23 protein-coding genes, 2 tRNA genes, 3 rRNA genes and 1 riboswitch are annotated in these 25,705 nt (G+C 61.4%); of the genes, 22 read left to right on the forward strand and 6 right to left on the reverse strand.

Translation table 11 applies throughout. From position 1 onward, the window contains the following. The first annotated feature begins 100 nt into the window (after nt 1–100). The 5 genes from AzCIB_RS04600 to coq7 all read left to right on the forward strand — a co-directional run bounded on the left by AzCIB_RS04600 (nt 101) and on the right by coq7 (nt 3,045). Nucleotides 101–631 (forward strand): RNA pyrophosphohydrolase, encoded by a 531-nt coding sequence (locus tag AzCIB_RS04600; RefSeq protein WP_050418220.1) that lies wholly within the window; start codon nt 101–103, stop codon nt 629–631. A gap of 250 nt (nt 632–881) precedes the next feature. Beyond that, complete coding sequence (locus AzCIB_RS04605; protein WP_050414813.1) at nt 882–1,475, forward strand: CBS domain-containing protein; 594 nt, start codon at nt 882–884, stop codon at nt 1,473–1,475. A 90-nt stretch (nt 1,476–1,565) separates the two neighbouring features. Next, nucleotides 1,566–1,883, forward strand: a complete 318-nt coding sequence (locus tag AzCIB_RS04610; RefSeq protein WP_232299354.1) for a DUF3501 family protein — start codon at nt 1,566–1,568, stop codon at nt 1,881–1,883. Further along, nucleotides 1,880–2,404 (forward strand): CNP1-like family protein, encoded by a 525-nt coding sequence (locus tag AzCIB_RS04615; RefSeq protein ID WP_050414814.1) that lies wholly within the window; start codon nt 1,880–1,882, stop codon nt 2,402–2,404. Before AzCIB_RS04610 ends, AzCIB_RS04615 begins: the two co-directional genes overlap by 4 nt. Before the next feature lie 23 nt (nt 2,405–2,427). Beyond that, nucleotides 2,428–3,045: a 2-polyprenyl-3-methyl-6-methoxy-1,4-benzoquinone monooxygenase gene (gene coq7 / locus AzCIB_RS04620; protein WP_050414815.1), complete on the forward strand. Its 618-nt coding sequence runs from the start codon at nt 2,428–2,430 to the stop codon at nt 3,043–3,045. A 57-nt stretch (nt 3,046–3,102) separates the two neighbouring features. On the opposite strand, the gene AzCIB_RS04625 is transcribed toward coq7, so the two are convergent. Further along, nucleotides 3,103–3,522, reverse strand: coding sequence for an OsmC family protein (locus tag AzCIB_RS04625; RefSeq protein WP_050414816.1), 420 nt, complete (start codon nt 3,520–3,522; stop codon nt 3,103–3,105). 529 nt (nt 3,523–4,051) lie between these two features. After that, nucleotides 4,052–5,500, reverse strand: a complete 1,449-nt coding sequence (locus AzCIB_RS04630; RefSeq protein WP_050414817.1) for a tryptophanase — start codon at nt 5,498–5,500, stop codon at nt 4,052–4,054. A gap of 257 nt (nt 5,501–5,757) precedes the next feature. Here AzCIB_RS04630 and rplM point away from each other — a divergent pair, with 257 nt between their 5' ends. From rplM to erpA, 4 genes are all read left to right on the forward strand, one after another. Continuing rightward, complete coding sequence (gene rplM / locus AzCIB_RS04635; RefSeq protein ID WP_050414819.1) at nt 5,758–6,186, forward strand: 50S ribosomal protein L13; 429 nt, start codon at nt 5,758–5,760, stop codon at nt 6,184–6,186. A gap of 13 nt (nt 6,187–6,199) precedes the next feature. After that, entirely contained in the window at nt 6,200–6,592 is a 393-nt protein-coding gene (rpsI, locus tag AzCIB_RS04640) for a 30S ribosomal protein S9 (RefSeq protein WP_050414820.1), read from the forward strand. 134 nt (nt 6,593–6,726) lie between these two features. After that, nucleotides 6,727–7,755, forward strand: coding sequence for an N-acetyl-gamma-glutamyl-phosphate reductase (gene argC / locus AzCIB_RS04645; RefSeq protein WP_050414821.1), 1,029 nt, complete (start codon nt 6,727–6,729; stop codon nt 7,753–7,755). 91 nt (nt 7,756–7,846) lie between these two features. After that, the gene (gene erpA, locus AzCIB_RS04650) at nt 7,847–8,197 is read left to right on the forward strand and encodes an iron-sulfur cluster insertion protein ErpA (protein WP_050414822.1); all 351 of its coding nucleotides are present in this window, start codon (nt 7,847–7,849) and stop codon (nt 8,195–8,197) included. Nucleotides 8,198–8,272: 75 nt separating this feature from the next. Here erpA and AzCIB_RS04655 read toward each other — a convergent pair whose 3' ends face one another. After that, the gene (locus AzCIB_RS04655) at nt 8,273–9,595 is read right to left on the reverse strand and encodes a M23 family metallopeptidase (protein WP_050414823.1); all 1,323 of its coding nucleotides are present in this window, start codon (nt 9,593–9,595) and stop codon (nt 8,273–8,275) included. Nucleotides 9,596–9,665: 70 nt separating this feature from the next. Between AzCIB_RS04655 and tyrS the strand changes: the two genes are divergently transcribed. From tyrS to cbpB, 10 genes are all read left to right on the forward strand, one after another. Beyond that, nucleotides 9,666–10,865, forward strand: a complete 1,200-nt coding sequence (gene tyrS, locus AzCIB_RS04660) for a tyrosine--tRNA ligase (protein WP_050414824.1) — start codon at nt 9,666–9,668, stop codon at nt 10,863–10,865. A gap of 191 nt (nt 10,866–11,056) precedes the next feature. After that, nucleotides 11,057–14,020: an EAL domain-containing protein gene (locus AzCIB_RS04665; protein ID WP_050414825.1), complete on the forward strand. Its 2,964-nt coding sequence runs from the start codon at nt 11,057–11,059 to the stop codon at nt 14,018–14,020. Nucleotides 14,021–14,444: 424 nt separating this feature from the next. Continuing rightward, a 16S ribosomal RNA gene (locus tag AzCIB_RS04670) occupies nt 14,445–15,980 on the forward strand. Nucleotides 15,981–16,052: 72 nt separating this feature from the next. Further along, nucleotides 16,053–16,129: transfer RNA gene (locus AzCIB_RS04675), tRNA-Ile, on the forward strand. An 8-nt stretch (nt 16,130–16,137) separates the two neighbouring features. Then, nucleotides 16,138–16,213 (forward strand) — tRNA-Ala (locus AzCIB_RS04680). 269 nt (nt 16,214–16,482) lie between these two features. Beyond that, nucleotides 16,483–19,366 (forward strand): 23S ribosomal RNA (locus AzCIB_RS04685). A gap of 84 nt (nt 19,367–19,450) precedes the next feature. Continuing rightward, nucleotides 19,451–19,564 (forward strand): 5S ribosomal RNA (rrf, locus tag AzCIB_RS04690). The 16S, 23S and 5S rRNA genes sit together here with 2 tRNA genes alongside, the layout of an rRNA operon. A gap of 193 nt (nt 19,565–19,757) precedes the next feature. After that, nucleotides 19,758–20,318 (forward strand): hypothetical protein, encoded by a 561-nt coding sequence (locus tag AzCIB_RS04695; protein ID WP_050414826.1) that lies wholly within the window; start codon nt 19,758–19,760, stop codon nt 20,316–20,318. A gap of 63 nt (nt 20,319–20,381) precedes the next feature. Then, nucleotides 20,382–20,599, forward strand: a riboswitch (cobalamin riboswitch). Between the two features lie 11 nt (nt 20,600–20,610). Beyond that, nucleotides 20,611–20,871: a modified peptide precursor CbpA gene (gene cbpA / locus AzCIB_RS23635; protein WP_083446873.1), complete on the forward strand. Its 261-nt coding sequence runs from the start codon at nt 20,611–20,613 to the stop codon at nt 20,869–20,871. Further along, entirely contained in the window at nt 20,868–22,286 is a 1,419-nt protein-coding gene (gene cbpB, locus AzCIB_RS04700; protein WP_083446874.1) for a peptide-modifying radical SAM enzyme CbpB, read from the forward strand. Before cbpA ends, cbpB begins: the two co-directional genes overlap by 4 nt. A gap of 66 nt (nt 22,287–22,352) precedes the next feature. On the opposite strand, the gene AzCIB_RS04705 is transcribed toward cbpB, so the two are convergent. The 3 genes from AzCIB_RS04705 to flgA all read right to left on the reverse strand — a co-directional run bounded on the left by AzCIB_RS04705 (nt 22,353) and on the right by flgA (nt 23,933). After that, complete coding sequence (locus tag AzCIB_RS04705; RefSeq protein ID WP_050418222.1) at nt 22,353–22,826, reverse strand: flagella synthesis protein FlgN; 474 nt, start codon at nt 22,824–22,826, stop codon at nt 22,353–22,355. A 5-nt stretch (nt 22,827–22,831) separates the two neighbouring features. Then, entirely contained in the window at nt 22,832–23,128 is a 297-nt protein-coding gene (flgM, locus tag AzCIB_RS04710) for a flagellar biosynthesis anti-sigma factor FlgM (protein ID WP_050414827.1), read from the reverse strand. A gap of 85 nt (nt 23,129–23,213) precedes the next feature. After that, nucleotides 23,214–23,933: a flagellar basal body P-ring formation chaperone FlgA gene (gene flgA / locus AzCIB_RS04715; protein ID WP_050414828.1), complete on the reverse strand. Its 720-nt coding sequence runs from the start codon at nt 23,931–23,933 to the stop codon at nt 23,214–23,216. Between the two features lie 239 nt (nt 23,934–24,172). Between flgA and flgB the strand changes: the two genes are divergently transcribed. Genes flgB through AzCIB_RS04730 form a run of 3 tightly spaced genes read left to right on the forward strand, consistent with a single transcriptional unit; the run spans nt 24,173 to nt 25,694 of the window. Beyond that, entirely contained in the window at nt 24,173–24,577 is a 405-nt protein-coding gene (gene flgB / locus AzCIB_RS04720) for a flagellar basal body rod protein FlgB (protein WP_050414829.1), read from the forward strand. Between the two features lie 17 nt (nt 24,578–24,594). Then, entirely contained in the window at nt 24,595–24,999 is a 405-nt protein-coding gene (gene flgC / locus AzCIB_RS04725; RefSeq protein WP_050414830.1) for a flagellar basal body rod protein FlgC, read from the forward strand. Between the two features lie 17 nt (nt 25,000–25,016). Further along, the gene (locus AzCIB_RS04730; protein ID WP_050414831.1) at nt 25,017–25,694 is read left to right on the forward strand and encodes a flagellar hook assembly protein FlgD; all 678 of its coding nucleotides are present in this window, start codon (nt 25,017–25,019) and stop codon (nt 25,692–25,694) included. Nucleotides 25,695–25,705: the final 11 nt, after the last annotated feature.

Here is a 25,705-nt window from a genome sequence, read left to right on the forward strand (position 1 = left end):
GAAGCACTTCGAAAACGGGAACATGCCACGGGTCGCGCCTTTCCAAGGCAGGGTAAGTGTGAAAAAATTGCTACAACTCTCATGAATTGAAGGTTTGATCATGCTCGACCGTGAAGGCTATCGCCCGAACGTCGGCATCGTTCTGGTCAACGCGCGCAACGAGGTGTTCTGGGGCAAACGGATTCGCGAACATTCCTGGCAGTTCCCGCAGGGGGGCATCAAGCACGGGGAATCTCCCGAGCAGGCGATGTTTCGGGAACTCTTCGAAGAAGTGGGTCTGCGCCCCGAGCATGTGAAGATTCTTGGCCGCACGCGCGGCTGGTTGAGGTATGACGTTCCGAAACACTGGATAAAGAGGGAATGGCGCAACACCTACCGCGGTCAGAAACAGATCTGGTTTCTCCTGCGGCTGGTCGGCCGTGATTCCGACGTCTGCCTGCGAGCCAGCAATCATCCGGAGTTCGATGCCTGGCGCTGGAGCGAGTATTGGGTGCCGCTGGAAGCTGTCATAGAGTTCAAGCGGCAGGTGTATCAGCACGCACTGTTGGAGTTGGCGAAAAACCTGTTCCGGGTCCGTCCCGGAGACCTGCCTGAAGCCTACCGGGCCGCCGCGGAAGCGCGCGAGCCCTGAACACGGCATCGACGCCGCCGCGACGCAACCGGATCTTCCGAACGCATCGTGGCGGCGTTTTTTTGTTTCTGCCTGCCTGCTGCTGAACCGTTGAACGGGCGGCCGGTCGAAGCCCTTATGCCGGTTTCCGACCGGCTGCGGCGTGCGCATCGACGGCGCCGTTCGCGGGGCGCGCGTGAAGAGTCTCGATGCGAAGTCCGCAAGGCAGTCATGCGCCCCTCCACGCCATCGTCTGCAATGGGAGGTGCTCATGAACCGGGAATTCGAACCGCTTCCGCAAGCCCGGCTGGCAGGCTTGCACTGCGAAGTCGCCAGAACCGATGAAAGCCGCAGGGTGTCCGCGTCGTCTCCCGCGGTCGAAGTCATGACCGACTTCACTCGAGTGCCCGCTGCGACCATATCCGGCGAAACGCCGCTCGACGACGCCAACCGCGCGATGCTCCTGCGCGGTGTCCGGCTCCTCCTCGTGAGCGATGCGCGCCACCTCGTGCGCGGCGTCATCACCGTCGCCGACCTGCTCGGCGAACGCCCCGTCCATACCGCGCGCGACCGCGGCGTGCCGCTCGGCGAGCTGACCGTCGACTGCGTGATGACGCCGCTCGAGAAGACCGAGGCCGTCGAACTCGGCGAGATCATGCGTGCCGACGTGGGCCACATCGTCGCCACGCTGCGGCGTTCCGGCCGTCAGCATCTGTTGGTACTGGAGCGCGAAGAGGGCGGTCGTGGGCTCATCCGCGGCATCTTCTCGGCGTCGCAGATCGCACGCCAGCTCGGCGAACCGCAGCCGATGATCACCGAGATCGCGCGCACCTTCGCCGAGATCGAGGCCGCCATCGCGGCCTGACGCGCCGAAATCCTCCCATCGCCGGGCGCCATCGAAAACATAGTGCCATTCAAACTTTCACTTGGTGCCCGCGATTTCTAGGCTTCAATAATGATGATTGAGTTCGCCGCGGAGGATCAGCGGCGGCTCTGGCTCGCGCGCCTGATCGGGGTCGAGCGTCGTGTCTGGGTGCGCGTCGGCGGTGGCGAACCGATCTTCGCGATTGCGGACGAGGACCTGGAACGCGACAATGGCGAGAAGACGTCCGCGGTGCACTTTCTCCGCTTCGAACTGCCGCCCGCGCAGATCCGCGCCCTGCATGCAGGTGCCGCGCTCGCGATCGGTGTCGATCACCCCGCCCTGGCGGCGGTCGTGGAACCCGTACCCGACGCCATCTGGCAATCCTTGTGTGGAGATCTGCGAGCTTGACGCTGCTGCAACCCATCATCCGCGGGGGCCTCGTGGCCCTCGTCTGTTTTTCGGCCCCGGCAATTGCCGGGCTCCTCACCGACCTCGATCCCGAGTGGAAGGAGGGCGAGTACACGCTGCCGGCGCCACCGCGCGACGCCGGTCTGCGCGAATTCTTCGTCAGCAGCGCGTCGCCCAACCACTTCTACGTCGACGAGGACAGCATCGTGGTCGGCGACGACGGCGTCGTCCGCTACATCCTGGTGATCCGCTCTGCCGGCGGCGCAACGAACGTCACGCACGAAGGCATCCGCTGCGCCAGCGGCACCTGGCGCCTGTACGCGACCGGACGCGCCGGCGGACAATGGTCCGCAGTGCGCGACGAGGAATGGAAACCGATCGTCGGCGGCGCCTACAACCGCCCGCGCGCGGCGCTTTCGGCAGACCACATCTGCGACGGCCCGGTGCCGCCCCGCGACCGCAACGAAGTCCTGCTGCGGCTGCGCGGCGAAGCCAGCACCTTCATGAAATCGGGAAAATAAGCCTGCCGACCGAGGAAACCCCCATGGATCAGCTCATCGTCGAATTCGACAAGGCCCTGCGCACCCTGTTCGCCCCCGCGCGCTCGGTGCGTCCCGTACCCGGCGGCGACATGCCGGATACCCTGCTCAGCGACGCCCAGCGCGAACACGTCGCGGGTCTCATGCGCGTCAATCACTGCGGCGAGATCTGCGCCCAAGCCCTCTACCAAGGGCAGGCCATCATGTCGCGCGACGCCAGCGTGCGCCGCGAACTCGAGCACGCCTCGAATGAGGAAACCGAACATCTCGCGTGGACCGAACAGCGCATCGCCGAACTCGGCGGACGCAAGAGCCTGCTGAACCCCCTGTGGTACAGCGGTTCGCTGGCGTTGGGAATGCTGGCGGGGCGGCTCGGCGACCGCTGGAATCTCGGATTCCTCGCAGAAACCGAGCGCCAGGTCGAGGCCCATCTGGGCGGGCACCTCGATCAGCTGCCGGCCGAGGACCAGAAGTCGCGCCAGATCATCGGGCAGATGAAGGTCGACGAAGCGCGCCACGCCGACACCGCCATCGGTCTCGGCGCGCAGGAGCTTCCCGGCCCGGTCAAGGCCGCGATGAAGCTCATGGCGCGGGTCATGACGACCACCGCGTACCGGCTCTGATCCGAAAACAGGGCAGGGGGCGGCCTCGTCCCCTGTCCGCCCGCCTTGGCCCGGGGCTTATTCGACGTCGACGATCGTCACTTCGTGGACCATCTCCGCCGTCTTGGCCAGCATGATCGAGGCGGAGCAGTATTTCTCCGCCGACAGATGCACCGCGCGTTCCACCGTTTCGCGCTTCAGTCCCTTTCCGGTCACCGTGAAGTGGAAGGTGATGCGCGTGAACACCTTGGGATCGGATTCGGCCCGTTCCGCCACGAGCTTCACCTCGCAGTTGCGCACGTCGTGGCGGCCGCGCTGCAGGATCAGCACCACATCGAACGCCGTGCAGCCGCCGGCCCCCGCCAGCATCATCTCCATCGGCCGCGGCGCGAGGTTGCGTCCGCCCGCCTCCGGGGCTCCGTCCATCGCAACGACGTGACCGGTGCCGGTTTCGGCAAGAAAGGTCATCCCGTCGACCCATTTGATCGTGCATTCCATCTTTGACTCCGTTGTCGGCTGGATTGGGGTCGCCATTGGTCGACCGGGGGGCGATTTTACCGGAATGCCGCGCGCGGCCGCCCGGCCTCACCCTACGGAAATATTGCGCTGCAACATAAAGGTCTACGTGACTGCCAGGCAGGGACCGGCATTAAGGGCATGTTTTCACGGCGGCCTTCGGTAAATTGATATGCGTCAATGAGTTGCAATTTCATAAGCAACGCTTATCTTTCGATTAAAACATTTGTAGTGCAATGCACAAAAAATTCTTGCCACACCCGGTTCGGCTACGGATAATCGTCAGCAGTCGGATCAATCGAGCTTCGTGATCCAAACCGGTGTCTCCTCCACCCTCCTCCTTTGGTGTGGATTTAACGCAGTCCTGCAAGGACTGCGTTTTTTTTTGGGCGGCCCGGTATGGCTGCACACCCCGTGCAGCGTGTCGCCGTCACGTGTGGACGGCTCCTGTCGAGTCCGGTCTTCTGCGACCGCTCCATCCTGTTGGAAAGGGCGGCCGCGTACCGTAGGGTCAGAGGCTGTCGCCCAGGTCGGCGCGGAACTTCGCGACGAGCCTCTCCTGCCAGTCCGACACCGGCCTCAGGCGGCCGTAGAAGAAGCGCAGGATTTCCGGCTCCTCGGTGAACGCGAGGCCGCCGATGAGCCGGCGATGGGCGTACAGCCATTCCAGCCGGTCGATCGCATATTTAACCTGCGACAGTGTGAACACCCGTCGCGGCATCGCCAGGCGAACGAGCTCCATGTTCGCGAAGATCTCGCGCCCGTCCGGCTCGCGCTGCTCGGACAGCGTTCCCCGCTCCATCCCGCGGATGCCGCTGGCGATATACAGTGCCGAAGCCAGCGCACCGGCCGGGTATTCGGCCTGCGGGATGTGGTCCACGAACTTCATCGCGTTGACGTGGCAACCCAGTCCGCCGGCCGGTGTGATGACCGGAATGTCGCGCTTTTGCAATTCGTCGACCATGTAGGCGATGAACTGCGGACCCTGGTTGATCACTTCCTCGTCCATCGTCTCTTCCAGCCCGACGGTGAGCGCCTCCATCTCGCGCACCGACATGCCGCCGTAGGTGAGGAAGCCTTCATATAGGGGCACCAGCCCCCGCATCCGGCGATACAGATCCTCGCTGCGGATGCAGATGCCGCCGCCGCGGGCGCATCCGAGCTTGCGCGCCGAGAAATAGATGATGTCGCACTGATCGGCGATCCGGCGCGTGATCTCGCGAATGTCGAGCGCCTTGCAGTCGGCTTCGCGCTGCTTGATGAAGTGCAGGTTGTCCGCGAGCAGGCTCGCATCCAGCACCAGCAGCAGGCCATGCTCGTCGCAGATCTTCCGGATGTCGACGAGGTTCTGCAGCGAGAACGGCTGTCCGCCGATCAGGTTGGTGCCGGCTTCCATGCGCACGAAGGCAATCTTGTCCGCACCGTGCAAGCCGATCACGTCGCGCAGTTTGCCGGTGTCCATGTTGCCTTTGAACGGATGCACGCTGACGACTTCCAGTCCCGAGTCGGCAACGAGTTCCTCCACCGTGCCGCCGTTGAGCGTGATGTGCGCCTTGGTGGTGGTGAAGTGATAGTTCATCGGTACGACCGAACCCTTCGATACCAGCACCTGCGACAGGATGTTCTCGCAGGCCCGTCCCTGGTGGGCGGGCAGGAAGTAGGTCATGCCGAAGATTTCCTGCAGCTTGTTCGCCAGGCGGGTGTACGTGGCACTCCCCGCGTAGCTGTCGTCGGCGATGAACATTGCCGCCTGCTGCTGGTCGCTCATGGCGTTCACACCGCTGTCGGTGAGCATGTCCATGAACACCTCCGAGTTGTGCAGCAGGAAGGTGTTGTTTCCCGCTTCCGTGATCGCCGCAAGCCGGCGCTCCACCGGGGGTAGCGCCAGCTTCTGGACGATGCGGACCTTGTGCATTTCGAGCGGGATGTTCTCGCCGCCAAAGAATTTCACTTCCGCCATATCCTCTATCCTCCGGTTTTCTCGACTAAAAGTGCACTATTATTCATGTCGAATCCGGCGCGGCTTTGACCTGACACAAATGTTCGCGAGTTTGTCTGTAGGGGTGGAGGCGGAGGTGGTTCGAACCTCCCGGCTTCGATCGCAGCCGCAACGGGAATTGCTGATCCTGATTTGACTTTCGGTGGCTGTTCCTATTACCATCACGAGCTTTCCGTTTATTGGCCTCTGCCCCAGGCCGGACAAGATCGAGGATTCGAATGAAAACGTTTTCTGCCAAGCCGCACGAAGTCAAGCGCGACTGGTTTGTTGTCGACGCTGCGGACAAGGTGCTTGGCCGGGTCGCCGCCGAGGTAGCCCGCCGTCTGCGTGGCAAGCACAAACCCATTTACACGCCGCACGTCGACACCGGCGACTTCATCGTCGTGGTCAACGTCGAGAAGCTGCGTGTCACCGGTAACAAGGCGCAAGACAAGAAGTACTACCGCCATACCGGTTACCCGGGCGGAATCTACGAAACCAACTTCACCAAGCTGCAGCAGCGCTTCCCGGAACGCGTGCTCGAAAAGGCGGTGAAGGGCATGCTGCCGAAGGGGCCGCTGGGTTACGCCATGCTGAAGAAGCTGAAGTGCTACGCGGGTGCCGAGCATCCGCATGCCGCTCAGCAGCCCAAAGTTCTCGAGATCTGACAGGAGCCGATCAATGGCTGTGACTTACAATTACGGCACTGGCCGCCGCAAGACTGCGGTTGCCCGTGTTTTCATCAAGCCGGGTTCCGGCAACATCGTCGTCAATGGCAAGCCCCTGGACGAGTTCTTCTCGCGTGAAACGGGTCGCATGATCGTGCGCCAGCCGCTCACGCTGACCGAGAACGCAAACCGCTTCGACATCATGGTGAACGTTACCGGTGGTGGCGAGTCGGGTCAGGCGGGTGCCGTTCGTCACGGCATCACCCGTGCGCTGATCGAATACGATGCCGAACTGAAGCCGGTGCTGCGCAAGGCCGGTTTCGTGACGCGCGACGCCCGCGAAGTCGAACGGAAGAAGGTCGGTTTCCGCAAGGCCCGTCGCCGCAAGCAGTTCTCCAAGCGCTGATACCTTTTCCCGGTATCCGCTGGAACAAAAAGCCGCCCGCTGGGCGGCTTTTTGCTTTTCTGCCCGCAAAACCCGCGGGCGATGGGTGAGATAATTAAAAGCTGCATCGGGGATTGCCCCGCCAAGGAGAAAGCATGATCAAGGTTGGTGTCGTCGGCGGTACGGGTTATACGGGTGTCGAACTGCTCAGGTTGCTCGCGCGTCACCCCGACGTTCAGTTGCATGCGATCACTTCGCGTGGCGACGCGGGCATGGCCGTGTCCGAGATGTTCCCGAGCCTGCGCGGCCGCGTCGATCTGCACTTCGTTACGCCCGCCGAGGCCGAGCTCGACCGCTGCGACGCCGTGTTCTTTGCCACGCCCAACGGCATCGCGATGCAACAGGCACGCGAACTCGTCGACAAGGGCGTACGCGTCATCGACCTTGCTGCCGACTTTCGTATTCGCGACGTCGCCGAATGGCAGAAGTGGTACGGTATGACGCACGCAGCCCCCGAGCTCGTTGCCGAAGCCGTGTACGGACTGCCCGAGCGCAACCGCGAGCAGATCCGTTCGGCTCGCGTGCTCGCCAATCCCGGCTGCTACCCCACGGCCGTGCAACTTGGCTTCCTGCCGCTGATCGAGGCCGGCGTGGCGGACCTCTCGCATCTGATTGCCGACGCCAAGTCGGGCGTCTCGGGTGCCGGACGCAAGGCAGAGGTGCATACGCTCTTCGCCGAGTCCGCCGATAGTTTCAAGGCGTACGGAGTCCCGGGGCATCGCCATCTGCCGGAAATCCGCCAGGGGCTGGTCGGCATGGCCGGCAAGGCGGTCGGCCTGACCTTCGTGCCACATCTCACGCCGATGATTCGCGGTATCCACGCGACGCTGTATGTCCGGCTCACGCAGGATGTTGACGTGCAAGGCCTGTTCGAATCGCGCTATCGCACCGAGCCTTTTGTCGACGTAATGCCGGCGGGCAGCCATCCCGAAACCCGCTCGGTGCGCGCGAGCAACATGTGCCGCATCGCCGTCCACCGTCCGCAGGGCGGCGATGTCGTCGTCGTCCTGTCGGTCATCGACAACCTCGTCAAAGGGGCGGCCGGGCAGGCGGTGCAGAACATGAACATCATGTTCGGTTTCGATGAAACCCTGGGGCTCGACATCGTGCCCGTCAGTCCCTGACGGAACCAATCGCGGCGATAGCCACTCTCATTTTGACGAAACGTGTCGGGTGACGCATTATTTGAAAGTGCACACCCCTTCAGGAGATAACATGAATACTGCAGTCGAAACGCCGGAACTGCTTGTCTTCACCGACAGCGCGGCAAGCAAGGTCAAGGAACTGATCGAGGAAGAAGGCAATCCCGAACTCAAGCTGCGCGTTTTCGTCAGCGGCGGTGGCTGCTCGGGCTTCCAGTACGGCTTCACTTTCGACGAGGAAGTGAACGAGGACGACACCGCATTCGAGAAGAACGGTGTGACCCTGCTGATCGATTCGATGAGCTACCAGTATCTGGTCGGCGCCGAGATCGACTATTCGGAAGGGCTCGAAGGGTCCCAGTTCGTCATCCGCAATCCGAACGCGACGAGCACCTGCGGCTGCGGATCGTCCTTCTCCGCCTGAAGCGCGCGCAGCCCATCAAACAGAACGGGAGGCCTCGGCCTCCCGTTCTGTTTGATGGGCTGTCAGTGCCGCAGGTCAGTCCGCTCGCGCCACCGTCGTGCGATCAAGCAGCGCCAGGCGCTCGAGCAGCGGTGCAGTGTCACGACGGAAGCTTGCAAGCGCGCCACTCCCGAGCGGCTGGGTGGTCGGTAGCGCGATCTTCATCGGATCGTGCGCGACGCCGTTCACGCGGACCTCGAAGTGCAGGTGCGCGCCCGTCGACCATCCGGTAGATCCGACATAGCCGATCACATCGCCTTGGCGGACGCGCTGGCCCTTGCGCAGCCCCTTCGCGAAGCCGTTGAGGTGTGCGTAGGCGCTTTCATAGCCGTCACGGTGCTGGATCACGACGGTGTTCCCATAGCCACCCTGGCTGCCCGCGAATTCGACGACTCCGTTTGATGCCGCCTTCACCGGGGTTCCCGTCGCTGCCGCGAAATCCGTACCCTTATGCGCCTTCCAGCGTTTGTGGATCGGGTGCATGCGGCCCCCGAAGTTGGAAGAGATGCGCGAGAACTCGAGCGGATAGCGCAGGAAGGCCTGGTTAAGCCCTCGTCCGTCGGGGGTGAAATACGCGTCGGAACCGTCCTCGTCCCGATGTAGTACGACCGTGTGGCGCTTGCCGTCATTGACGAACTCGGCCGCCAGGATGCGGCCGGCTCCCGCCGGCATGCCCTGATCGTGCAGCGACTCATACACGATGCTGAAGCGGTCTCCACGCCGCAGGTCGCTACTGAAGTCGATTTCGGTGCCAAAAATTTCCGCAAGCTTCGTCGCGACGCTGTCGGGGATCCCCGACGCGTCGGTTGCGCCGAACAGTGTCTGGCGGATCGTCCCCGACCGCATCTCGATGTTAACGTCGAGCGTTGCCGCGCTGAATGTGCGCGATTCGATGCCGGCAGCGGTACGCTCCACCGTGTAGCGTTCATCGCCGCCCGCGACCGGCAGGCTCAGGAATGCAATCCTGCCGTTCGCCTGTACGGTCGCTAGGACGGATCGACCGGCCCGCAACTGTCTCTGAGCCTGCAATCCTTCCGGCTGGTTCAGGTAGTCCAGTACTTCCAGATCATTGGCGCCTACTCGCCGCAGGATCGCCTGTATCGTGTCGCCGGGACGCACGCGCTCGTCGAAGACGAACGGCAGATCCGTGGGGTCGGCGACAGGCGATGCAATCGGCCCGAGACGTTCGACGACCGACTCGGTGGCGATGGACACTTGAGGCATCCCCGGGGGGACGGCTGTGGCGGCAACGACGCCCAGTAGCGACGTGCCGACCAGCGCGCCGACGGCCCACCGCTTGCGTCCGGAGGGGAGGATGTCGTTGAGTTCGGCTAGAATCCTGACTTTTCGTGCCTGCATGGGATTTTCGGACAAAAAACTTCCGCGAGTTTAGCAAAGTTTCTTGTCGTCCCGTTGAATGGAGAGCTGCATGACTGACGTACAGGGAACCCTCGAACTGATCAAGCGGGGTGCCGACGAGTTGCTGATAGAGGCCGAGCTTGTCGACAAGCTGAAATCCGGCCGTCCGCTCCGGGTGAAGGCCGGCTTCGACCCTACCGCGCCCGATCTGCACCTTGGTCACACGGTCCTCATCAACAAGCTGCGTCACTTCCAGGATCTGGGACACCAGGTGATGTTCCTCATCGGCGACTTCACCGGCATGATTGGGGACCCGTCGGGCAAGAACGCCACCCGTCCGCCCTTGTCGCGCGAGCAGATCATGGAAAATGCGCGCACCTATCAGGACCAGGTGTTCAAGATCCTCGATCCGGAAAAGACCGAGATTTGCTTCAACTCGGCGTGGATGGAATCCCTCGGTTCGGCCGGGATGATCCGCCTGGCCTCACGCAGCACCGTCGCACGCATGCTCGAGCGCGATGACTTTGCCAAGCGCTACGCCGCCAACCAGCCGATCTCCATTCACGAATTCCTGTATCCGCTGTGTCAGGGCTACGACTCGGTCGCGATGCGTGCGGACATCGAACTCGGCGGCACCGACCAGAAGTTCAACCTGCTGATGGGGCGCGAACTGCAGAAGCACGAGGGCCAGGTGCCGCAGTGCGTCCTGATGATGCCGCTCCTTGAGGGTCTGGACGGCGTGAACAAGATGTCCAAGTCGCTCGGCAACTACATCGGGATCGCCGAAGGTCCGCGAGAGATCTTCGGCAAGCTGATGTCGATTTCGGACGACCTCATGTGGCGCTACTACGAGCTGCTGTCCTTCCGTTCGATCAGCGAGATCGCCCGGTTGCGCGCTGACGCAGAGGCGGGGCGCAATCCGCGCGACATCAAGGTCATGCTGGCGATGGAACTGGTTGCGCGCTTTCATGACGAAGCGGCGGCCGAGGATGCGCGCGCGGAATTCGAGGCACGCTTCCAGCGCGGCGTGCTTCCCGAGGACATGCCCGAGGTGAATGTGGCCGTAGGTGCCGAAGGGATGCCCGTCTTCCAGGTTATCAGGCAGGCCGGTCTTACCGGGACGACGTCGGAGGCCATGCGCATGATCGAACAGGGGGCGGTGCGACTCGACGGCGATCGCGTCGAAGACAAAGGTCTGGTGCTGCAGGCAGGGACGACCGTGGTGCTGCAGGTGGGCAAGCGCAAGTTCGCGACCGTGCATCTGGGCTGACGGCTGGCAGCGTTTCGCCGACGTGTGACGGCGGTCGGTCCGTGCCTGCACGAATGTCATGTGTAATATAGTGTGAACATGCTTCGGACCGGGCGGCGGAGATTGATCCCAGCCCGGATCGACGCCCGCGCGCCACCGTCTTCCGGCGCGCGCCTCATTGCGCCCGTTCTTGAAGGCAGGGTTTCGAGACCATGAAGTTCCGGTCATTGTTCGGTACGGGCGCCGCCTTGCGCCCCGGCTCCCTGGGCGCAATCGTCTTTGTGGTTGCCCTCGGGGCCGCTGCCCTGTTTGTCGCGCAGTCGGAGCGCGAGAGCCAACGTATCCGACGTGCCGAAATCGCCGACCTGAGCGGCGACAAGGCCCACGAAATCGAGAGTGCAGTTCGCCACGGCCTGACTGCAACTTTTGCCCTTGCAGCCCTTGTCAGGCAGGGAAGGGGTGTCATCCCCGATTTCGATGCCGTGGCGACCGAGATGCTCCGCTACTACCCCGGTGCCGATTCCCTTCAGCTTGCGCCCGGCGGTGTGATTCGGCAGGTCGTTCCGCTCGCCGAGAACGCACGTGCGATAGGACACGATCTGCTCGCGGATCCTGCCCGGAACAAGGAAGCTTTTCGCGCTCGGGATACCGGCGAGCTCACCCTTGCCGGGCCGTTCGACCTGATGCAGGGCGGTATCGGTGCGGTCGGCCGCCTGCCGGTGTTCCTCGACGACGAGAGTGGCCGGACGCGGTTCTGGGGCTTCACCACGGTACTGATCCGTTTCCCCCAGGTCCTTGGCAAGGCCCAGCTGCCCCAGCTCGTGAAGCGCGGGCTGCATTACCAGCTTTGGCGCGTGCACCCCGATACCGGGCTGAAGCAGGTCATTGCGGCGTCTTCCGAGGAGTCGCTCATTGATCCGGTGGATCGTGCGGTCATGATGCCGAACGGCGCATGGACACTCAGCGTCGCCCCGATCGACGGCTGGACGTACAAATCGGCACTGTCACTCAAGCTGCTCCTGGGATTCATCTTCAGTGCGCTCCTCGGCTGGCTGGCGAAACAGATGGGCGAGCTGAGATTTCATCGTTACCGGTTGCAGACCCTGGTCGACGAGCGCACGTCCGCGCTGGCGGCGCGTGAATCCAAGCTGGGTGCGCTGATCGGGTCGCTACCCGACCAGTTGTTCGTGCTCGATGAGCCGGGGCGGATCGTCGAGGTTCATTCACCTGATCCTGCGCTTCTTCCGATGGTTCCGCACGAGCTTCCGGGCCGCGCATACGGCGAGGTGTTCCCGAAACCGGTCGCGCGCGCGGTCAGCGCGGCGCTGGCGGCCATCCGCAAGGATGGGCTGCGGCACGAGTTCGAGTATGCGCTGGACCTCCCGGGCGGGGCTCGGCAGTTCAGTGCGTCGATGAGTCAGCTCTCGCGCAGCGACGGAGCGCCGGCTGGTTTCATCGCGCTCGTGCGGGACGTTTCCGAACGCAAACTGGCTGAAGAAAAGATGCGCGAGGCCATGGTGGTCTTCGACGCATCCAGTCAGGGGATCATGACCGCGGATGCGGCGGGCGTCATAACCTCCGTGAACCCCGCCTTCTGCTCCATCACGGGGTATTCGGCGGATGAGGTTATCGGGCAGACGCCGTCGATGTTCAAGTCCGGGCGTCACGATCCTGCTTTCTACAAGAACATGTGGGCGACCCTCGAGACGACTGGCCGCTGGGAGGGCGAGGTCTGGAATCGGCGGAAGGCTGGTGACGTCTATCCGCAGTGGCTGACCATCTCTGCCGTGCGTGACGAGTCGGGAAAGCTCATCAAGTATGTATCGATTTTCAGCGACATGACGCGGCGCAAGCAGCGCGAGGAGGTCATCTGGCGGCAGGCGAATTTCGATGCCCTTACCGGCCTCGCCAACCGCAATTTGCTGAATGATCGACTCGAGCGCGCGCTGGCGCATAGCCGCCGGACGGGCAAGAAAGCCGGTCTGGTGTTCCTCGATCTCGACGGGTTCAAGTGGATCAACGACACCCTCGGCCACGACGTCGGTGACGAGATGCTCATTGAGGTCGCCGCCCGCCTCAAGGACTGCGTCCGTCAGCAGGATACGGTCGCACGGCTCGGGGGCGATGAATTCACCCTTGTCGTCGATGACATCGAAGATGTCGAAAATCTCCAGACCGTCGGCGACAAAGTGTTGCGGATCATACGCGCCCCTTTCCTGCTTGCCGGAGCGAACCGTTACGTTTCGTGCAGTCTGGGAATCACGGTGTTCCCCGACGACGGTGATAACGTGCAGACCCTGCTACGCAACGCCGACATCGCGATGTATCAGTCCAAGCAGTTGGGCAAGAATCGCTGTCAGTTCTACTCGCCGGACATGCAGGAGGCCGCCCGTCTGCGGGTACAACTGGAGGCCGAGCTGCGTGTAGCCATCGAGCGCCGCCAGTTCGTCCTTTATTACCAGCCCATCATCGACGCAGGAAGCGGTTGCGTGAGCGGCGCCGAAGCGCTCGTGCGTTGGCAGCATCCCTCGCGTGGTCTCGTCGCCCCGGACGAATTCATCGCCATCGCCGAAGATACCGGAATGATTCTCCCGATCGGCGCGTGGGTGCTCGACGAAGCTTTGCGGCAGGCGAACGAATGGCTGGCGCAGGGATTGTCTCCTCTCCGGATGGCGGTCAACGTTTCGGGCGTCCAGTTCCGGGAACAGGGTCTGCTCGACCTGATCGTGCAGGCCAGCCGGAAATCCGGATTCGACAAGATCGAACTTGTGCTGGAAATCACTGAGTCCGTGCTGATGCAGAGCAGCGATGCCACGGAAGCCGTCATGCGCGAAATCGGTCAGCTAGGCGTCCGATACTCGCTCGATGACTTCGGGACCGGCTATTCATCGCTGTCATACCTGAAGCGCTTTCCCGTCGATCAGGTAAAGATTGATCGTAGCTTCGTCAGCGATTGTCTCGAAGACAAGAACGATGCCCTCCTTGTCGAGGCAATCATCAACATGGCGCATAGCCTCGGACTCAAAGTCACGGCGGAAGGGGTCGAAACCGAATCGCAGCGCGAGTTCCTCTGCGCGCGCCATTGCGATTACCTGCAGGGCTACCTTGTGAGTAAGCCCCTGCCGGCGGACGAATTCCGACTGTTCGCAATCGGATGCAGGGCGGGGAACGAATAACCTGCTCCCTGGTGCCCGTAGCGCCATGCCGCATGGGCCGATTAACGGACGGAGCCGCCGATGTGTTGTCGCTGCAGTGCATCCCCATAGAATTTTTTCCGCAAACAGCTTGACGGCGTGTTTGAGGTCTATATAATTCGCGCCTCTTCAGCGCTGCGGCGGAAAGTGCGGCGGCGGTGGAGGGTAGGAAAGAGAGGGTGGTGCGGCAGCGGATTTAAAAAAGTTTGCTGCGGTGCTTGACGAAAGTAGTGAAGTTTGTCAGAATCTCTTTCTCGCTGCTTCGGCAGCGGTTCTTTAAAAAATTGGACAACCGATAAGTGTGGGTGCTTGGTTGGCGCGACCGAACTGCTTCGGCAGTTTTAATGTTGCAAAGATTGAGTGCTCACAGATGTCAGTAATGATTCTTTGAGTACTTTGTTGGATTGAACTTAAGAGTTTGATCCTGGCTCAGATTGAACGCTGGCGGCATGCTTTACACATGCAAGTCGAACGGCAGCGGGGGCTTCGGCCTGCCGGCGAGTGGCGAACGGGTGAGTAATGCATCGGAACGTGCCCAGTCATGGGGGATAACTACGCGAAAGCGTAGCTAATACCGCATACGCCCTGAGGGGGAAAGCGGGGGATCGCAAGACCTCGCGTGATTGGAGCGGCCGATGTCGGATTAGCTAGTTGGTGGGGTAAAGGCCTACCAAGGCGACGATCCGTAGCGGGTCTGAGAGGATGATCCGCCACACTGGGACTGAGACACGGCCCAGACTCCTACGGGAGGCAGCAGTGGGGAATTTTGGACAATGGGGGCAACCCTGATCCAGCCATGCCGCGTGAGTGAAGAAGGCCTTCGGGTTGTAAAGCTCTTTCAGACGGAAAGAAAACGCCCCTCCTAATACGGGGGGTGGATGACGGTACTGTCAGAAGAAGCACCGGCTAACTACGTGCCAGCAGCCGCGGTAATACGTAGGGTGCGAGCGTTAATCGGAATTACTGGGCGTAAAGCGTGCGCAGGCGGTTGTGTAAGACAGGTGTGAAATCCCCGGGCTTAACCTGGGAACTGCGCTTGTGACTGCACGGCTAGAGTACGGCAGAGGGGGGTGGAATTCCACGTGTAGCAGTGAAATGCGTAGATATGTGGAGGAACACCGATGGCGAAGGCAGCCCCCTGGGCCGATACTGACGCTCATGCACGAAAGCGTGGGGAGCAAACAGGATTAGATACCCTGGTAGTCCACGCCCTAAACGATGTCGACTAGTCGTTCGGAGAGGTAACTCACTGAGTGACGCAGCTAACGCGTGAAGTCGACCGCCTGGGGAGTACGGCCGCAAGGTTAAAACTCAAAGGAATTGACGGGGACCCGCACAAGCGGTGGATGATGTGGATTAATTCGATGCAACGCGAAAAACCTTACCTACCCTTGACATGCCTGGAATCCTTGAGAGATCAGGGAGTGCCTTCGGGAACCAGGACACAGGTGCTGCATGGCTGTCGTCAGCTCGTGTCGTGAGATGTTGGGTTAAGTCCCGCAACGAGCGCAACCCTTGTCGTTAATTGCCATCATTTAGTTGGGCACTTTAGCGAGACTGCCGGTGACAAACCGGAGGAAGGTGGGGATGACGTCAAGTCCTCATGGCCCTTATGGGTAGGGCTTCACACGTCATACAATGGTCGGTACAGAGGGCTGCCAAAGCGCGAGCTGGAGCCAATCCCTTAAAGCCGATCGTAGTCCGGATCGTAGTCTGCAACTCGACTACGTGAAGTCGGAATCGCTAGTAATCGCAGATCAGCATGCTGCGGTGAATACGTTCCCGGGTCTTGTACACACCGCCCGTCACACCATGGGAGTGGGTTTCACCAGAAGTAGGTAGCTTAACCTTCGGGGGGGCGCTTACCACGGTGAGATTCATGACTGGGGTGAAGTCGTAACAAGGTAGCCGTATCGGAAGGTGCGGCTGGATCACCTCCTTTCAAGAGACAGGTCGCATCTGACCAAGTATCCACAACTTATCGGTTGTTCAGGCACGAGCCTCGAGATGACGAGGGTCTGTAGCTCAGCTGGTTAGAGCACCGTCTTGATAAGGCGGGGGTCGTTGGTTCGAACCCAACCAGACCCACCACCGAACGAGGGGGATTAGCTCAGCTGGGAGAGCACCTGCTTTGCAAGCAGGGGGTCGTCGGTTCGATCCCGTCATCCTCCACCAACGCTTCGGTGGGCTCGACTGTAGGGCTAAGCAGTGTGCACGGTCGTGTGCAGTGCTTAGGCCTTGGTGCCAGTGTTCTTTAACAAAGTGGAAGAAGTAAAGTGTGCAATCTCTGTTGCGCTGTGTCAGCGGCGCGTGAAGACAGGGGTTGAACATGGGTTGTGTGATTGCATTGCAATCGTCTGCGCTTTGAACCAGCAGCAGGCGGTTGCGCACAAGCGTGAGTTCGCCTATGACTGGGTCCCTGGCGACAGGGTCCAGGGTTATAGGATCAAGCGACTAAGTGCATGTGGTGGATGCCTTGGCGATCACAGGCGATGAAGGACGTGCAAGCCTGCGAAAAGCGGGGGGGAGCTGGCAATGGAGCTTTGATCCCCCGATGTCCGAATGGGGAAACCCACTCCTTCGGGAGTATCCCTGGCTGAATACATAGGCCAGAGGAGGCGAACGCGGCGAACTGAAACATCTAAGTAGCCGCAGGAACAGAAATCAACCGAGATTCCCCAAGTAGTGGCGAGCGAACGGGGAGTAGCCTGCACGACTAAACCATCTATTTAGCAGAACGGTCTGGAAAGTCCGACAATACAGGGTGATAGTCCCGTATGCGAAAAGTAGGTGGCGGGTCTGAGCGTGCGACAAGTAGGGCGGGACACGAGAAATCCTGTCTGAAGATGGGGGGACCATCCTCCAAGGCTAAATACTCGTGATCGACCGATAGTGAACCAGTACCGTGAGGGAAAGGCGAAAAGAACCCCGGGAGGGGAGTGAAATAGATCCTGAAACCGCATGCATACAAACAGTGGGAGCCTCCTTGTGGGGTGACTGCGTACCTTTTGTATAATGGGTCAGCGACTTACGTTCAGTAGCGAGCTTAACCGAATAGGGGAGGCGTAGGGAAACCGAGTCTGATAAGGGCGACATAGTTGCTGGGCGTAGACCCGAAACCGGATGATCTATCCATGGCCAGGATGAAGGTGCCGTAACAGGTACTGGAGGTCCGAACCCACTAATGTTGAAAAATTAGGGGATGAGCTGTGGATAGGGGTGAAAGGCTAAACAAATCCGGAAATAGCTGGTTCTCCCCGAAAACTATTTAGGTAGTGCGTCGTACGGACACTTGCGGGGGTAGAGCACTGTAATCGTTGGGGGGGTCACTGCGATCTACCCCGCGATAGCAAACTCCGAATACCGCAAAGTGATATACGGCAGACAGTCCTGGGGTGCTAACGTCCTGGGACAAGAGGGAAACAACCCAGACCGCCAGCTAAGGTCCCAAATACATGGCTAAGTGGGAAACGAAGTGGGAAGGCATAGACAGCTAGGAGGTTGGCTTAGAAGCAGCCACCCTTTAAAGAAAGCGTAATAGCTCACTAGTCGAGTCGTCCTGCGCGGAAGATGTAACGGGGCTCAAGCCATGAACCGAAGCTGCGGATCTCGAAAGAGATGGTAGGGGAGCGTTCCGTAAGCCTGCGAAGGTGTCTCGAGAGGGATGCTGGAGGTATCGGAAGTGCGAATGCTGACATGAGTAGCGATAAAGGGTGTGAAAAGCACCCTCGCCGAAAGCCCAAGGTTTCCTGCGCAACGTTCATCGACGCAGGGTGAGTCGGCCCCTAAGGCGAGGCAGAAATGCGTAGTCGATGGGAAACAGGTCAATATTCCTGTACCGATTTTAGATGCGATGGGGGGACGGAGAAGGTTAGGTCAGCCGGGTGTTGGACGTCCCGGTTTAAGCGTGTAGGCGTGCACCGTAGGCAAATCCGCGGAGCTAAGCTGAGGCGTGATGACGAGGTCTCTTTGAGACCGAAGTGACTAATACCATGCTTCCAGGAAAAGCCTCTAAGCTTCAGTCTAAAATCGACCGTACCGCAAACCGACACAGGTGGGCAGGAAGAAAATTCTAAGGCGCTTGAGAGAACTCAGGAGAAGGAACTCGGCAAATTGATACCGTAACTTCGGGAGAAGGTATGCCCCACTAGCTTGTAGGAGTACATCCGAAGGGCGAAGGGGCCGCAGAGAATCGGTGGCTGCGACTGTTTATTAAAAACACAGCACTCTGCAAACACGAAAGTGGACGTATAGGGTGTGACGCCTGCCCGGTGCCGGAAGGTTAAGTGATGGGGTGCAAGCTCTTGATCGAAGCCCCGGTAAACGGCGGCCGTAACTATAACGGTCCTAAGGTAGCGAAATTCCTTGTCGGGTAAGTTCCGACCTGCACGAATGGCGTAACGATGGCCACACTGTCTCCTCCTGAGACTCAGCGAAGTTGAAATGTTTGTGAAGATGCAATCTACCCGCGGCTAGACGGAAAGACCCCATGAACCTTTACTGTAGCTTTGCATTGGACTTTGACGGGACTTGTGTAGGATAGGTGGGAGGCTTTGAAGCGGGGACGCTAGTTCTCGTGGAGCCAACCTTGAAATACCACCCTGGTGTCGTTGAGGTTCTAACCTTGGCCCGTGAATCCGGGTCGGGGACCGTGCATGGCAGGCAGTTTGACTGGGGCGGTCTCCTCCCAAAAGGTAACGGAGGAGTACGAAGGTCGCCTAGGTACGGTCGGACATCGTACTGATAGTGCAATGGCAAAAGGCGGCTTGACTGCGAGACCGACAAGTCGAGCAGGTGCGAAAGCAGGTCATAGTGATCCGGTGGTTCTGTATGGAAGGGCCATCGCTCAACGGATAAAAGGTACTCTGGGGATAACAGGCTGATTCCGCCCAAGAGTTCACATCGACGGCGGAGTTTGGCACCTCGATGTCGGCTCATCACATCCTGGGGCTGTAGCCGGTCCCAAGGGTATGGCTGTTCGCCATTTAAAGTGGTACGTGAGCTGGGTTTAAAACGTCGTGAGACAGTTTGGTCCCTATCTGCCGTGGGCGCTGGAAGTTTGAGAGGACCTGCTCCTAGTACGAGAGGACCGGAGTGGACGTACCCCTGGTGTACCGGTTGTGACGCCAGTCGCATCGCCGGGTAGCTAAGTACGGAAGAGATAACCGCTGAAAGCATCTAAGCGGGAAACTCGCCTCAAGATGAGACTTCCCCGGGGCCTCGAGCCCCCTGAAGGGTCGTTGAAGACTACAACGTTGATAGGTCGGGTGTGGAAGCGCAGTAATGCGTTAAGCTAACCGATACTAATTGCCCGTGAGGCTTGATCCTATAACCCTGGATCACAGCGAACTCAACACGCTAAACAATCACACTCCCACACACTCTACTTCTCCACTTTGTGACCCCTTACAGTCTGACGACCATAGCGTCCCGGAACCACTCCTTCCCATCCCGAACAGGACAGTGAAACAGGACCGCGCCGATGATAGTGCTCTTCGTGAGTGCGAAAGTAGGTCATCGTCAGACTACCCCACTCCAAAAAAGCCGCTTCCCTCAAACAGGGCAGCGGCTTTTTTACGTCTACGTTCCGGATTTCGTGTTAGGCCGGATTTGTTGTATGTTGCAGTCAATCGCCCGCAAGCCAGCGTGTGCGGCTCGGAACGAGTCGGCCGGTGAAATAGCGGCGTCATCTGCCCTTCCGGTTTCAAGGAGATAGACGATGCAAGCAGTCCGTTTGCGCAAGGTACAGGTGGTGGCCGCGCTTTTTGCCGGTCTTCTGGGGTGCGGCTTTGCATATGCCGAGAAGCCCGATCATGCAGGAGGGGGCGGCAAGGGCGGACAGCACGAGCGTGCCGAGAAGGGGCAAGGCGGAAAGGGCGGCGGGCAGCAAAAGGGCGAGCGGGGCGATCACCGTGATGGCCGCGATCGCGTGGCACGCACGCGGGACGATGGGGTTCGCCATGTCGTGACGCGTTTCGAGACGCGGGAACGGACGGTGATTCGGGAGTATTTCGCGCGCGAAGGGGGGGCGGGCCGATGTCCTCCGGGGCTCGCGAAGAAAGGAAATGGCTGCATGCCCCCGGGCCAGGCAAGAAAATGGGCGGTTGGTCGGGCGTTGCCACGGGATGTCGTGTATTACGATCTTCCGCCTGCGCTCGTCGTTGAGATCGGGGTGCCACCGGCCGGTCACAAGTTTGTGCGCGTTGCCGGGGACATCCTGATGATCGCTATCGGGACAAGCATGGTCGTGGATGCAATCGAGGATCTGGGCGGGTTGTGATCGCGCGCGGCGTCTGTGCGGCGCAGGGCTATTGACGGGAGAGCCCTGGACCGGGAGAATTGCGCGCGATTCGACATTGACGGTGAAATATGACACCGTCGGAACACGGTGCGAGCTTGCTCAATTCCGTGGCGGGCCCGCCGCTGTAACCGGGGACGGATGTCGCAGGGATGCCGGTAAACTTCGAGCATCCAGTCACTGTCGGGGCATACCCCGGTGGGAAGACGCGGCAGTTCGGATGATCCGGGAGCCAGAAGACCTGTCGTAATCGACTGTTTTGTAGCTGGAACCAATGGCAAGGGTTCCGCTGTCCGCACTTGGCAGTGCGGCAGCGGAGCCCTTTTTGTTTTTGTGTTTGGACAAACAGGAGAATCGGATGCCTTCGACTGATATCAAGCAACAAGCCGCGAAAATCGCAGTTTCCGGTGCAGCAAACACCGCTGTGTGTGGCGCCGAAGCGAAGCCGGCAATCATCGCCACCCGCAAGCGTTGCGAGGCGGAAGGGGTGGGACTGTCCCATTACGTCCTGATGGACCGCAAGGCGGTGCGATGAGCGGCGTCGTTTCGACCGCTCGCGCCCCGTCCGCGGGGCGTTATGCCAACCTCGGTTGCGGCGCGAGCCTGATTCCATTTGACATCGGCCACGCGGACTACGTGGCGCTGAGCGATCCCTCCAGCGCTTTCTGGGCACTCGTCCGCAAGGACAAGCTCGCCGACACGCTGACCGATAGCGCGCTGATGGCGGGCTATCGGGCAAAGGCCGACGATTTCGCGCGGGAGCTGCATGCGCTGCGCTTCGAGTTGAAGCCGTCGGCGGTGTACGTGAATCCGACCGAGCGCTGCAACCTGAATTGCACGTACTGCTATATCCCGGAAGGCATGCGCCGCGCCGGGCAGCATATGTCGGAGGATCGGCTGGTGGAGGCGCTCGGGCGGCTCAAGTCGTATTTTTCGACCGTGCTCCCCGAGGGACGAAAGCCGCGCGTGATCTTCCACGGCGCAGAGCCCCTGATGAACCAGGCGGCTTTGTTCGCGGCAATCGACACATTCAAGGACGAGTACATTTTCGGGGTCCAGACCAACGCGACCCTGCTCGACGAAAAGGCGATCGCCTTTCTCGCCGATCGCAATGTCAGCATCGGTTTGTCGCTCGACGGGCCGCTTGCCGAGACGACCGACGCGACACGGCTGACGTTCGGAGGCAAGAGCGTACACGACAAGGTCTTGCGTGCGATGGAGTCGCTACGCGGATATTCGGCTTGGAGCGTAATTGCGACGTGCACCGAGAAGAACCTGAATCAGCTGGTTCCGCTGGTGGATCTGTTCCATGCGCACGAAGTGCCGACCTGCATGCTGAATGCGGTGCGCTGTACCCTGCCGGGCGCACGGACCGTCCGTCCCGACGACGATGCCCTGGCGCGTGCCTTCATTGCCGCGCTGGAGCGTACGCATGCCCTGTATCGCGAGACGGGCCGGAAGATGGTCGTCGCCAACTTCGCGAACATTCTGCTGGCCATCCTGGCACCGACCGCGCGCCGCCTGATGTGTGACATTTCGCCGTGCGGGGGGGGGCGTGCATTCTTTGCACTGGCGCCTGACGGCGGGCTGTTTCCGTGCAGCGAGTTCATCGGGCTGGATGCGTTCCGCGGCGGGAACCTGTTCACGGATCGCATCGAGGAGGTGCTCGAGAGCGACGCGTTCCGCAAGGTTACGGGGCGGGACGTCGACAGGATCGATCCGTGCAAGGCGTGCGCGATCCGGCACTTCTGCGGTTCGCCCTGTCCGGCCGAGGCGCATGAAATGAACGGGGGAATGGACCGTGTCGGGGCGTTCTGCGGCTTTTATGAGGAGCAGACGCGCTTTGCTTTCCGCTTGATCGCCGATCACAAGGCGAACGATTTCCTGTCGGACGGGTGGGATTCGGCGGACGGCGGGGTGGAGAGCAGTTTCGACTTCGTGTTGCCGTAAGCGGCGCGGCGCTTGTCGCCGTTTGCGAGGGCCCGCTCGGGGGGATCTCCGGCGGGCCCGTTTGCCTTATGCACTGCCGAGGTGGCGGCCGCCGCCGCCGGGGCGGGCGATTCCGGCGGAATCGTAGAGCTGCGGCTGCCGGGCGGCGTCGAGCAGGATCGACATGGCGGCTTGGTTATGCTGGAGGCGCTCGGAGATGAGCTTGCCGTTCAGTTCGTTGCGTGCCTGCGCGTCGCGTGCGAGCGCGTGAATTTCGTCCCAGCGCCTGAGGGTGTCGGGAAGCGGTTGGCACACCTCGCGGATCGCAGCATCGGTGTTCGGACGACGCAGCCTGCCGAGCAGCAGGGCGCGGTCGTTGTGGATGCGCTGCAGCTGATGGAAGCGTTCCGTCTTTTCGCGTGTCAGGACGAGCAGGCCGTCGGCGTCACCGGCGAGGAGCAGGGCTTCCTCGCGTTCGAGCAGTGCAAGGAAGCCGCGCAGCAATACCGCCTCGCTGTCGATCAGCTGGACGAGCCGCTGAAGTTCGGGCTGCAGGTTCACGGGCACTATTTCTGCGCGTCGAGCATCTGGCGCACGCTTTCGATCAGGCCGTCGGCGATGCGGTTGGCGTCGACCTTGAAGCGGCCTTCGCTGATCGCCTGACGGATTTCATCGACGCGGCTGCGGTCGATCTCGGGTGCGGCGGCCATCGCTGCTTCGGCCTTGTTGAGGCTGGACGAGAGCGAGGACAGTTCGACCTTTTCATTCGCGGCGCTGGCGATCGTCGTGCTGGCCGGGCGTTTTTCCCGGGCTTCTCCGGTCGGGGCGGACCCCGGCGGTTTCACTGTTCCTTCGATTTTCATGGCGCTACTCCCATTAAGCGGTCTCTGTTCGTGTTCACGACCGCGGGAGCGAAAACTTTAGGCGTTTTTTTGCATGGCCGCGGCATCAGAAATCGAGCTCGACGGTGCCGTCGGCGCGGGCCTTGCCGGAGATGACCTGGCCGCTGCCCAAGCGCACGCGCACGGGTTCTCCCGCGGCGGCGGCATTGAGCGCCCGCCCTTCATTGGTGACGGTGAAGCCGCTGCCGGTTCCGACGACCTTGACGTGCTGGCCCTGCCGCACCGTCTGGGGCAGGCGGAGCATGTCGGTGCGCAGCGCATTGCCTGCGGCGATCGTGAAGCGGGCGCTGTGGCCGACGGCCTGGGTCATATCGGTCAGCGTATTGGGGGCTTCGCCCGCGAGGTCGCCGCTGCGTCGTTCGAGATCCGCCGGTGCGATCACCTGGCCGGCACGGATCGGGCGCGCGGCAACCAGGTAGTCGCCGACGACGGAGATCTGCGCGGGTACATAGATCGTCCAGCCGAAGGGAGATTCGCAGCGGACGCCGACGTTGATCCGGCCCCAGGCGCGCGTGCCGGGGGGGAGGAAGGGGACGAGCTCGGCGCACGCGGGGAGCTGGTTCTGCGGATCGACGCCTTCGACGGTGATGCCGACCTTGCCCGGCAGGCCCGAAGTCTGTTGACCGAGGAACGTCATCACGGCCTGCCGGACCGGCGCCAGGGGCTGCTGAGCGCCGGCGCTTCCGCCCGTGAGCGTGAGGCTCAGGGCCCACAGGGAAATGACGGCGCGAGGGCGGTAAGGGGGCATGAGGTGGTTCGAAAGCATGGGGCGCATTCCACCATGCGGCCGGCCGATCGGCAACCGGCAAAGTTTTCCGCCGCTGCTTGCCGGGTGCCGCCGCGGTACTACCGAAAGCGGCGGAATTGGCCGGTATTTGCCGGTCTTATCGCGGCTAGGGGCTTGTGGGGCGGGGACTAAGATCGCTGGCATGGAAGGTGCAATGAACCAGGTGCCAGCCGATGAAGAGCTTAACGGCCGTCGGCGACAGAACTTGAGGTGATGCCATGAAGACCCAACTCGATAGCGCGCTGCAGTTTCATCAGACGGCACTGAACCTGCAGGCGCAGCGGCAGCAGATGCTGGCGTCGAACATCGCCAACGCGGACACGCCGAACTACAAGGCGCGTGACATCGATTTCCGCAGCGCGCTGAAAGGGGCGCTGGGCGACCGCATGGGGCCGCTCGCGCTGGCGAGTTCGTCTTCGCGTCACCTCGATGTGGCGGCGGAGATGCCGTTCGGGGCCTACGTCGGGTTTCGCCGCGAGTTCCAGTCCAGCGTAGATGGCAACACCGTGAACATGGATGCGGAGCGTGCCGCATTCGCCGAGAACTCGGTGCACTACGAGGCGAGCGTGACCTTCATCAACGGCCTGCTGCGCAGCATGCAGACGGCGATCACCGGCCAGTGAGCGGAGGGTAGGCGTCCATGAGCATGTTCAATGTATTTTCGATCGCCGGATCGGCGCTGCATGCGCAATCCGCGCGGCTGAACGCCACGGCGTCGAATCTGGCGAATGCGGACAGCGTCGCGGGGCCCGACGGCCAGCCCTACCGTGCCAAGCAGGTGGTGTTTACCGCCGCGCCGGTGGCGGGTCCGAACAGTGTCGGAGTCACGGTTTCGAACGTCGTCGAGAGTGCGGAGCCCGGGCGCCTGACTTATGACCCGAGCAACCCGGCGGCGAATGCGGAAGGCTACGTCGAGATGTCTAACGTGAATGTGGTCGAGGAGATGACCAACATGATCTCGGCCTCGCGTGCCTACCAGAACAATGCGGAAGTAATGAATACGGCGCGCACGCTGCTGCAGCGTACGCTGCAGATCGGGCAGTAAGGTTTCGGGAGCGGATCATGGCAACGGTCAATAACACGGTTTCGTCGGCGGCTGATTCGGCGTTGGCCTTGCTCGGGCGGAAGGACAGCACTTCGTCGAAGGGCGAGGTGGATAGCCAAGGGCGCTTCCTGACGCTGCTGACGGCGCAGTTGAAGAACCAGGATCCGATGAATCCGCTCGACAACGCACAGGTGACTTCGCAGTTGGCGCAGATCAGCACGGTCGACGGCATTGAGCGGCTCAACACGATGCTGACGCAGCTGCTCGACGGGCAGCAGTCGTCGGAAGCCCTGCAGGCGGCGTCGCTGGTGGGGCGCGGCGTGCTGATTCCGGGCAGCGGGCTGAAGCTCGGCGATGCGGGCTCGGTCGGCGGCTTTGCGCTCGACGTGCCGGCCGACGCGGTGACGATGCGGATCAAGGATGCGCAGGGCCTGGAGGTCGCGGCGGTGGACCTCGGTTCCTTTGACGCGGGAACGCATAACTTCCAGTGGGACGGCACGACGATCGACGGCAGTCGTGCGGCGAACGGCAAGTACACGGTGAGCATCGAGGCGGTGACCGGCGGCAAGCCCGTAGCGGCGGAAGTCCTCGAATTCGGGGCGGTGACGAGCGTGGTGCGTGGCTCCAAGGGTACCGACCTTCAGGTTGGCGACATGGGCATCTTCAAGATGTCCGATGTCCGGCAGATTGTTTGAAGAATTGTTTG

The organism is Azoarcus sp. CIB (genome assembly GCF_001190925.1).
Taxonomy (GTDB): Bacteria; Pseudomonadota; Gammaproteobacteria; order Burkholderiales; family Rhodocyclaceae; genus Aromatoleum.

Excerpts from the sequence above, each read along its gene's own strand:
- AzCIB_RS04605 (WP_050414813.1), top strand. The coding sequence starts at position 882 with ATGAACCGGGAATTCGAACCGCTTCCGCAAGCCCGGCTGGCAGGCTTG.
- tyrS (WP_050414824.1), top strand. The coding sequence starts at position 9,666 with ATGACTGACGTACAGGGAACCCTCGAACTGATCAAGCGGGGTGCCGAC.
- flgB (WP_050414829.1), top strand. The coding sequence starts at position 24,173 with ATGAAGACCCAACTCGATAGCGCGCTGCAGTTTCATCAGACGGCACTG.
- rpsI (WP_050414820.1), top strand. The coding sequence starts at position 6,200 with ATGGCTGTGACTTACAATTACGGCACTGGCCGCCGCAAGACTGCGGTT.
- cbpA (WP_083446873.1), top strand. The coding sequence starts at position 20,611 with ATGGCAAGGGTTCCGCTGTCCGCACTTGGCAGTGCGGCAGCGGAGCCC.
- AzCIB_RS04625 (WP_050414816.1), bottom strand. The coding sequence starts at position 3,522 with ATGGAATGCACGATCAAATGGGTCGACGGGATGACCTTTCTTGCCGAA.
- AzCIB_RS04630 (WP_050414817.1), bottom strand. The coding sequence starts at position 5,500 with ATGGCGGAAGTGAAATTCTTTGGCGGCGAGAACATCCCGCTCGAAATG.
- AzCIB_RS04695 (WP_050414826.1), top strand. The coding sequence starts at position 19,758 with ATGCAAGCAGTCCGTTTGCGCAAGGTACAGGTGGTGGCCGCGCTTTTT.
- AzCIB_RS04655 (WP_050414823.1), bottom strand. The coding sequence starts at position 9,595 with ATGCAGGCACGAAAAGTCAGGATTCTAGCCGAACTCAACGACATCCTC.
- flgC (WP_050414830.1), top strand. The coding sequence starts at position 24,595 with ATGAGCATGTTCAATGTATTTTCGATCGCCGGATCGGCGCTGCATGCG.
- cbpB (WP_083446874.1), top strand. The coding sequence starts at position 20,868 with ATGAGCGGCGTCGTTTCGACCGCTCGCGCCCCGTCCGCGGGGCGTTAT.
- flgM (WP_050414827.1), bottom strand. The coding sequence starts at position 23,128 with ATGAAAATCGAAGGAACAGTGAAACCGCCGGGGTCCGCCCCGACCGGA.
- AzCIB_RS04600 (WP_050418220.1), top strand. The coding sequence starts at position 101 with ATGCTCGACCGTGAAGGCTATCGCCCGAACGTCGGCATCGTTCTGGTC.
- AzCIB_RS04665 (WP_050414825.1), top strand. The coding sequence starts at position 11,057 with ATGAAGTTCCGGTCATTGTTCGGTACGGGCGCCGCCTTGCGCCCCGGC.
- coq7 (WP_050414815.1), top strand. The coding sequence starts at position 2,428 with ATGGATCAGCTCATCGTCGAATTCGACAAGGCCCTGCGCACCCTGTTC.
- erpA (WP_050414822.1), top strand. The coding sequence starts at position 7,847 with ATGAATACTGCAGTCGAAACGCCGGAACTGCTTGTCTTCACCGACAGC.
- AzCIB_RS04610 (WP_232299354.1), top strand. The coding sequence starts at position 1,566 with ATGATGATTGAGTTCGCCGCGGAGGATCAGCGGCGGCTCTGGCTCGCG.
- flgA (WP_050414828.1), bottom strand. The coding sequence starts at position 23,933 with ATGCTTTCGAACCACCTCATGCCCCCTTACCGCCCTCGCGCCGTCATT.
- AzCIB_RS04730 (WP_050414831.1), top strand. The coding sequence starts at position 25,017 with ATGGCAACGGTCAATAACACGGTTTCGTCGGCGGCTGATTCGGCGTTG.
- argC (WP_050414821.1), top strand. The coding sequence starts at position 6,727 with ATGATCAAGGTTGGTGTCGTCGGCGGTACGGGTTATACGGGTGTCGAA.
- rplM (WP_050414819.1), top strand. The coding sequence starts at position 5,758 with ATGAAAACGTTTTCTGCCAAGCCGCACGAAGTCAAGCGCGACTGGTTT.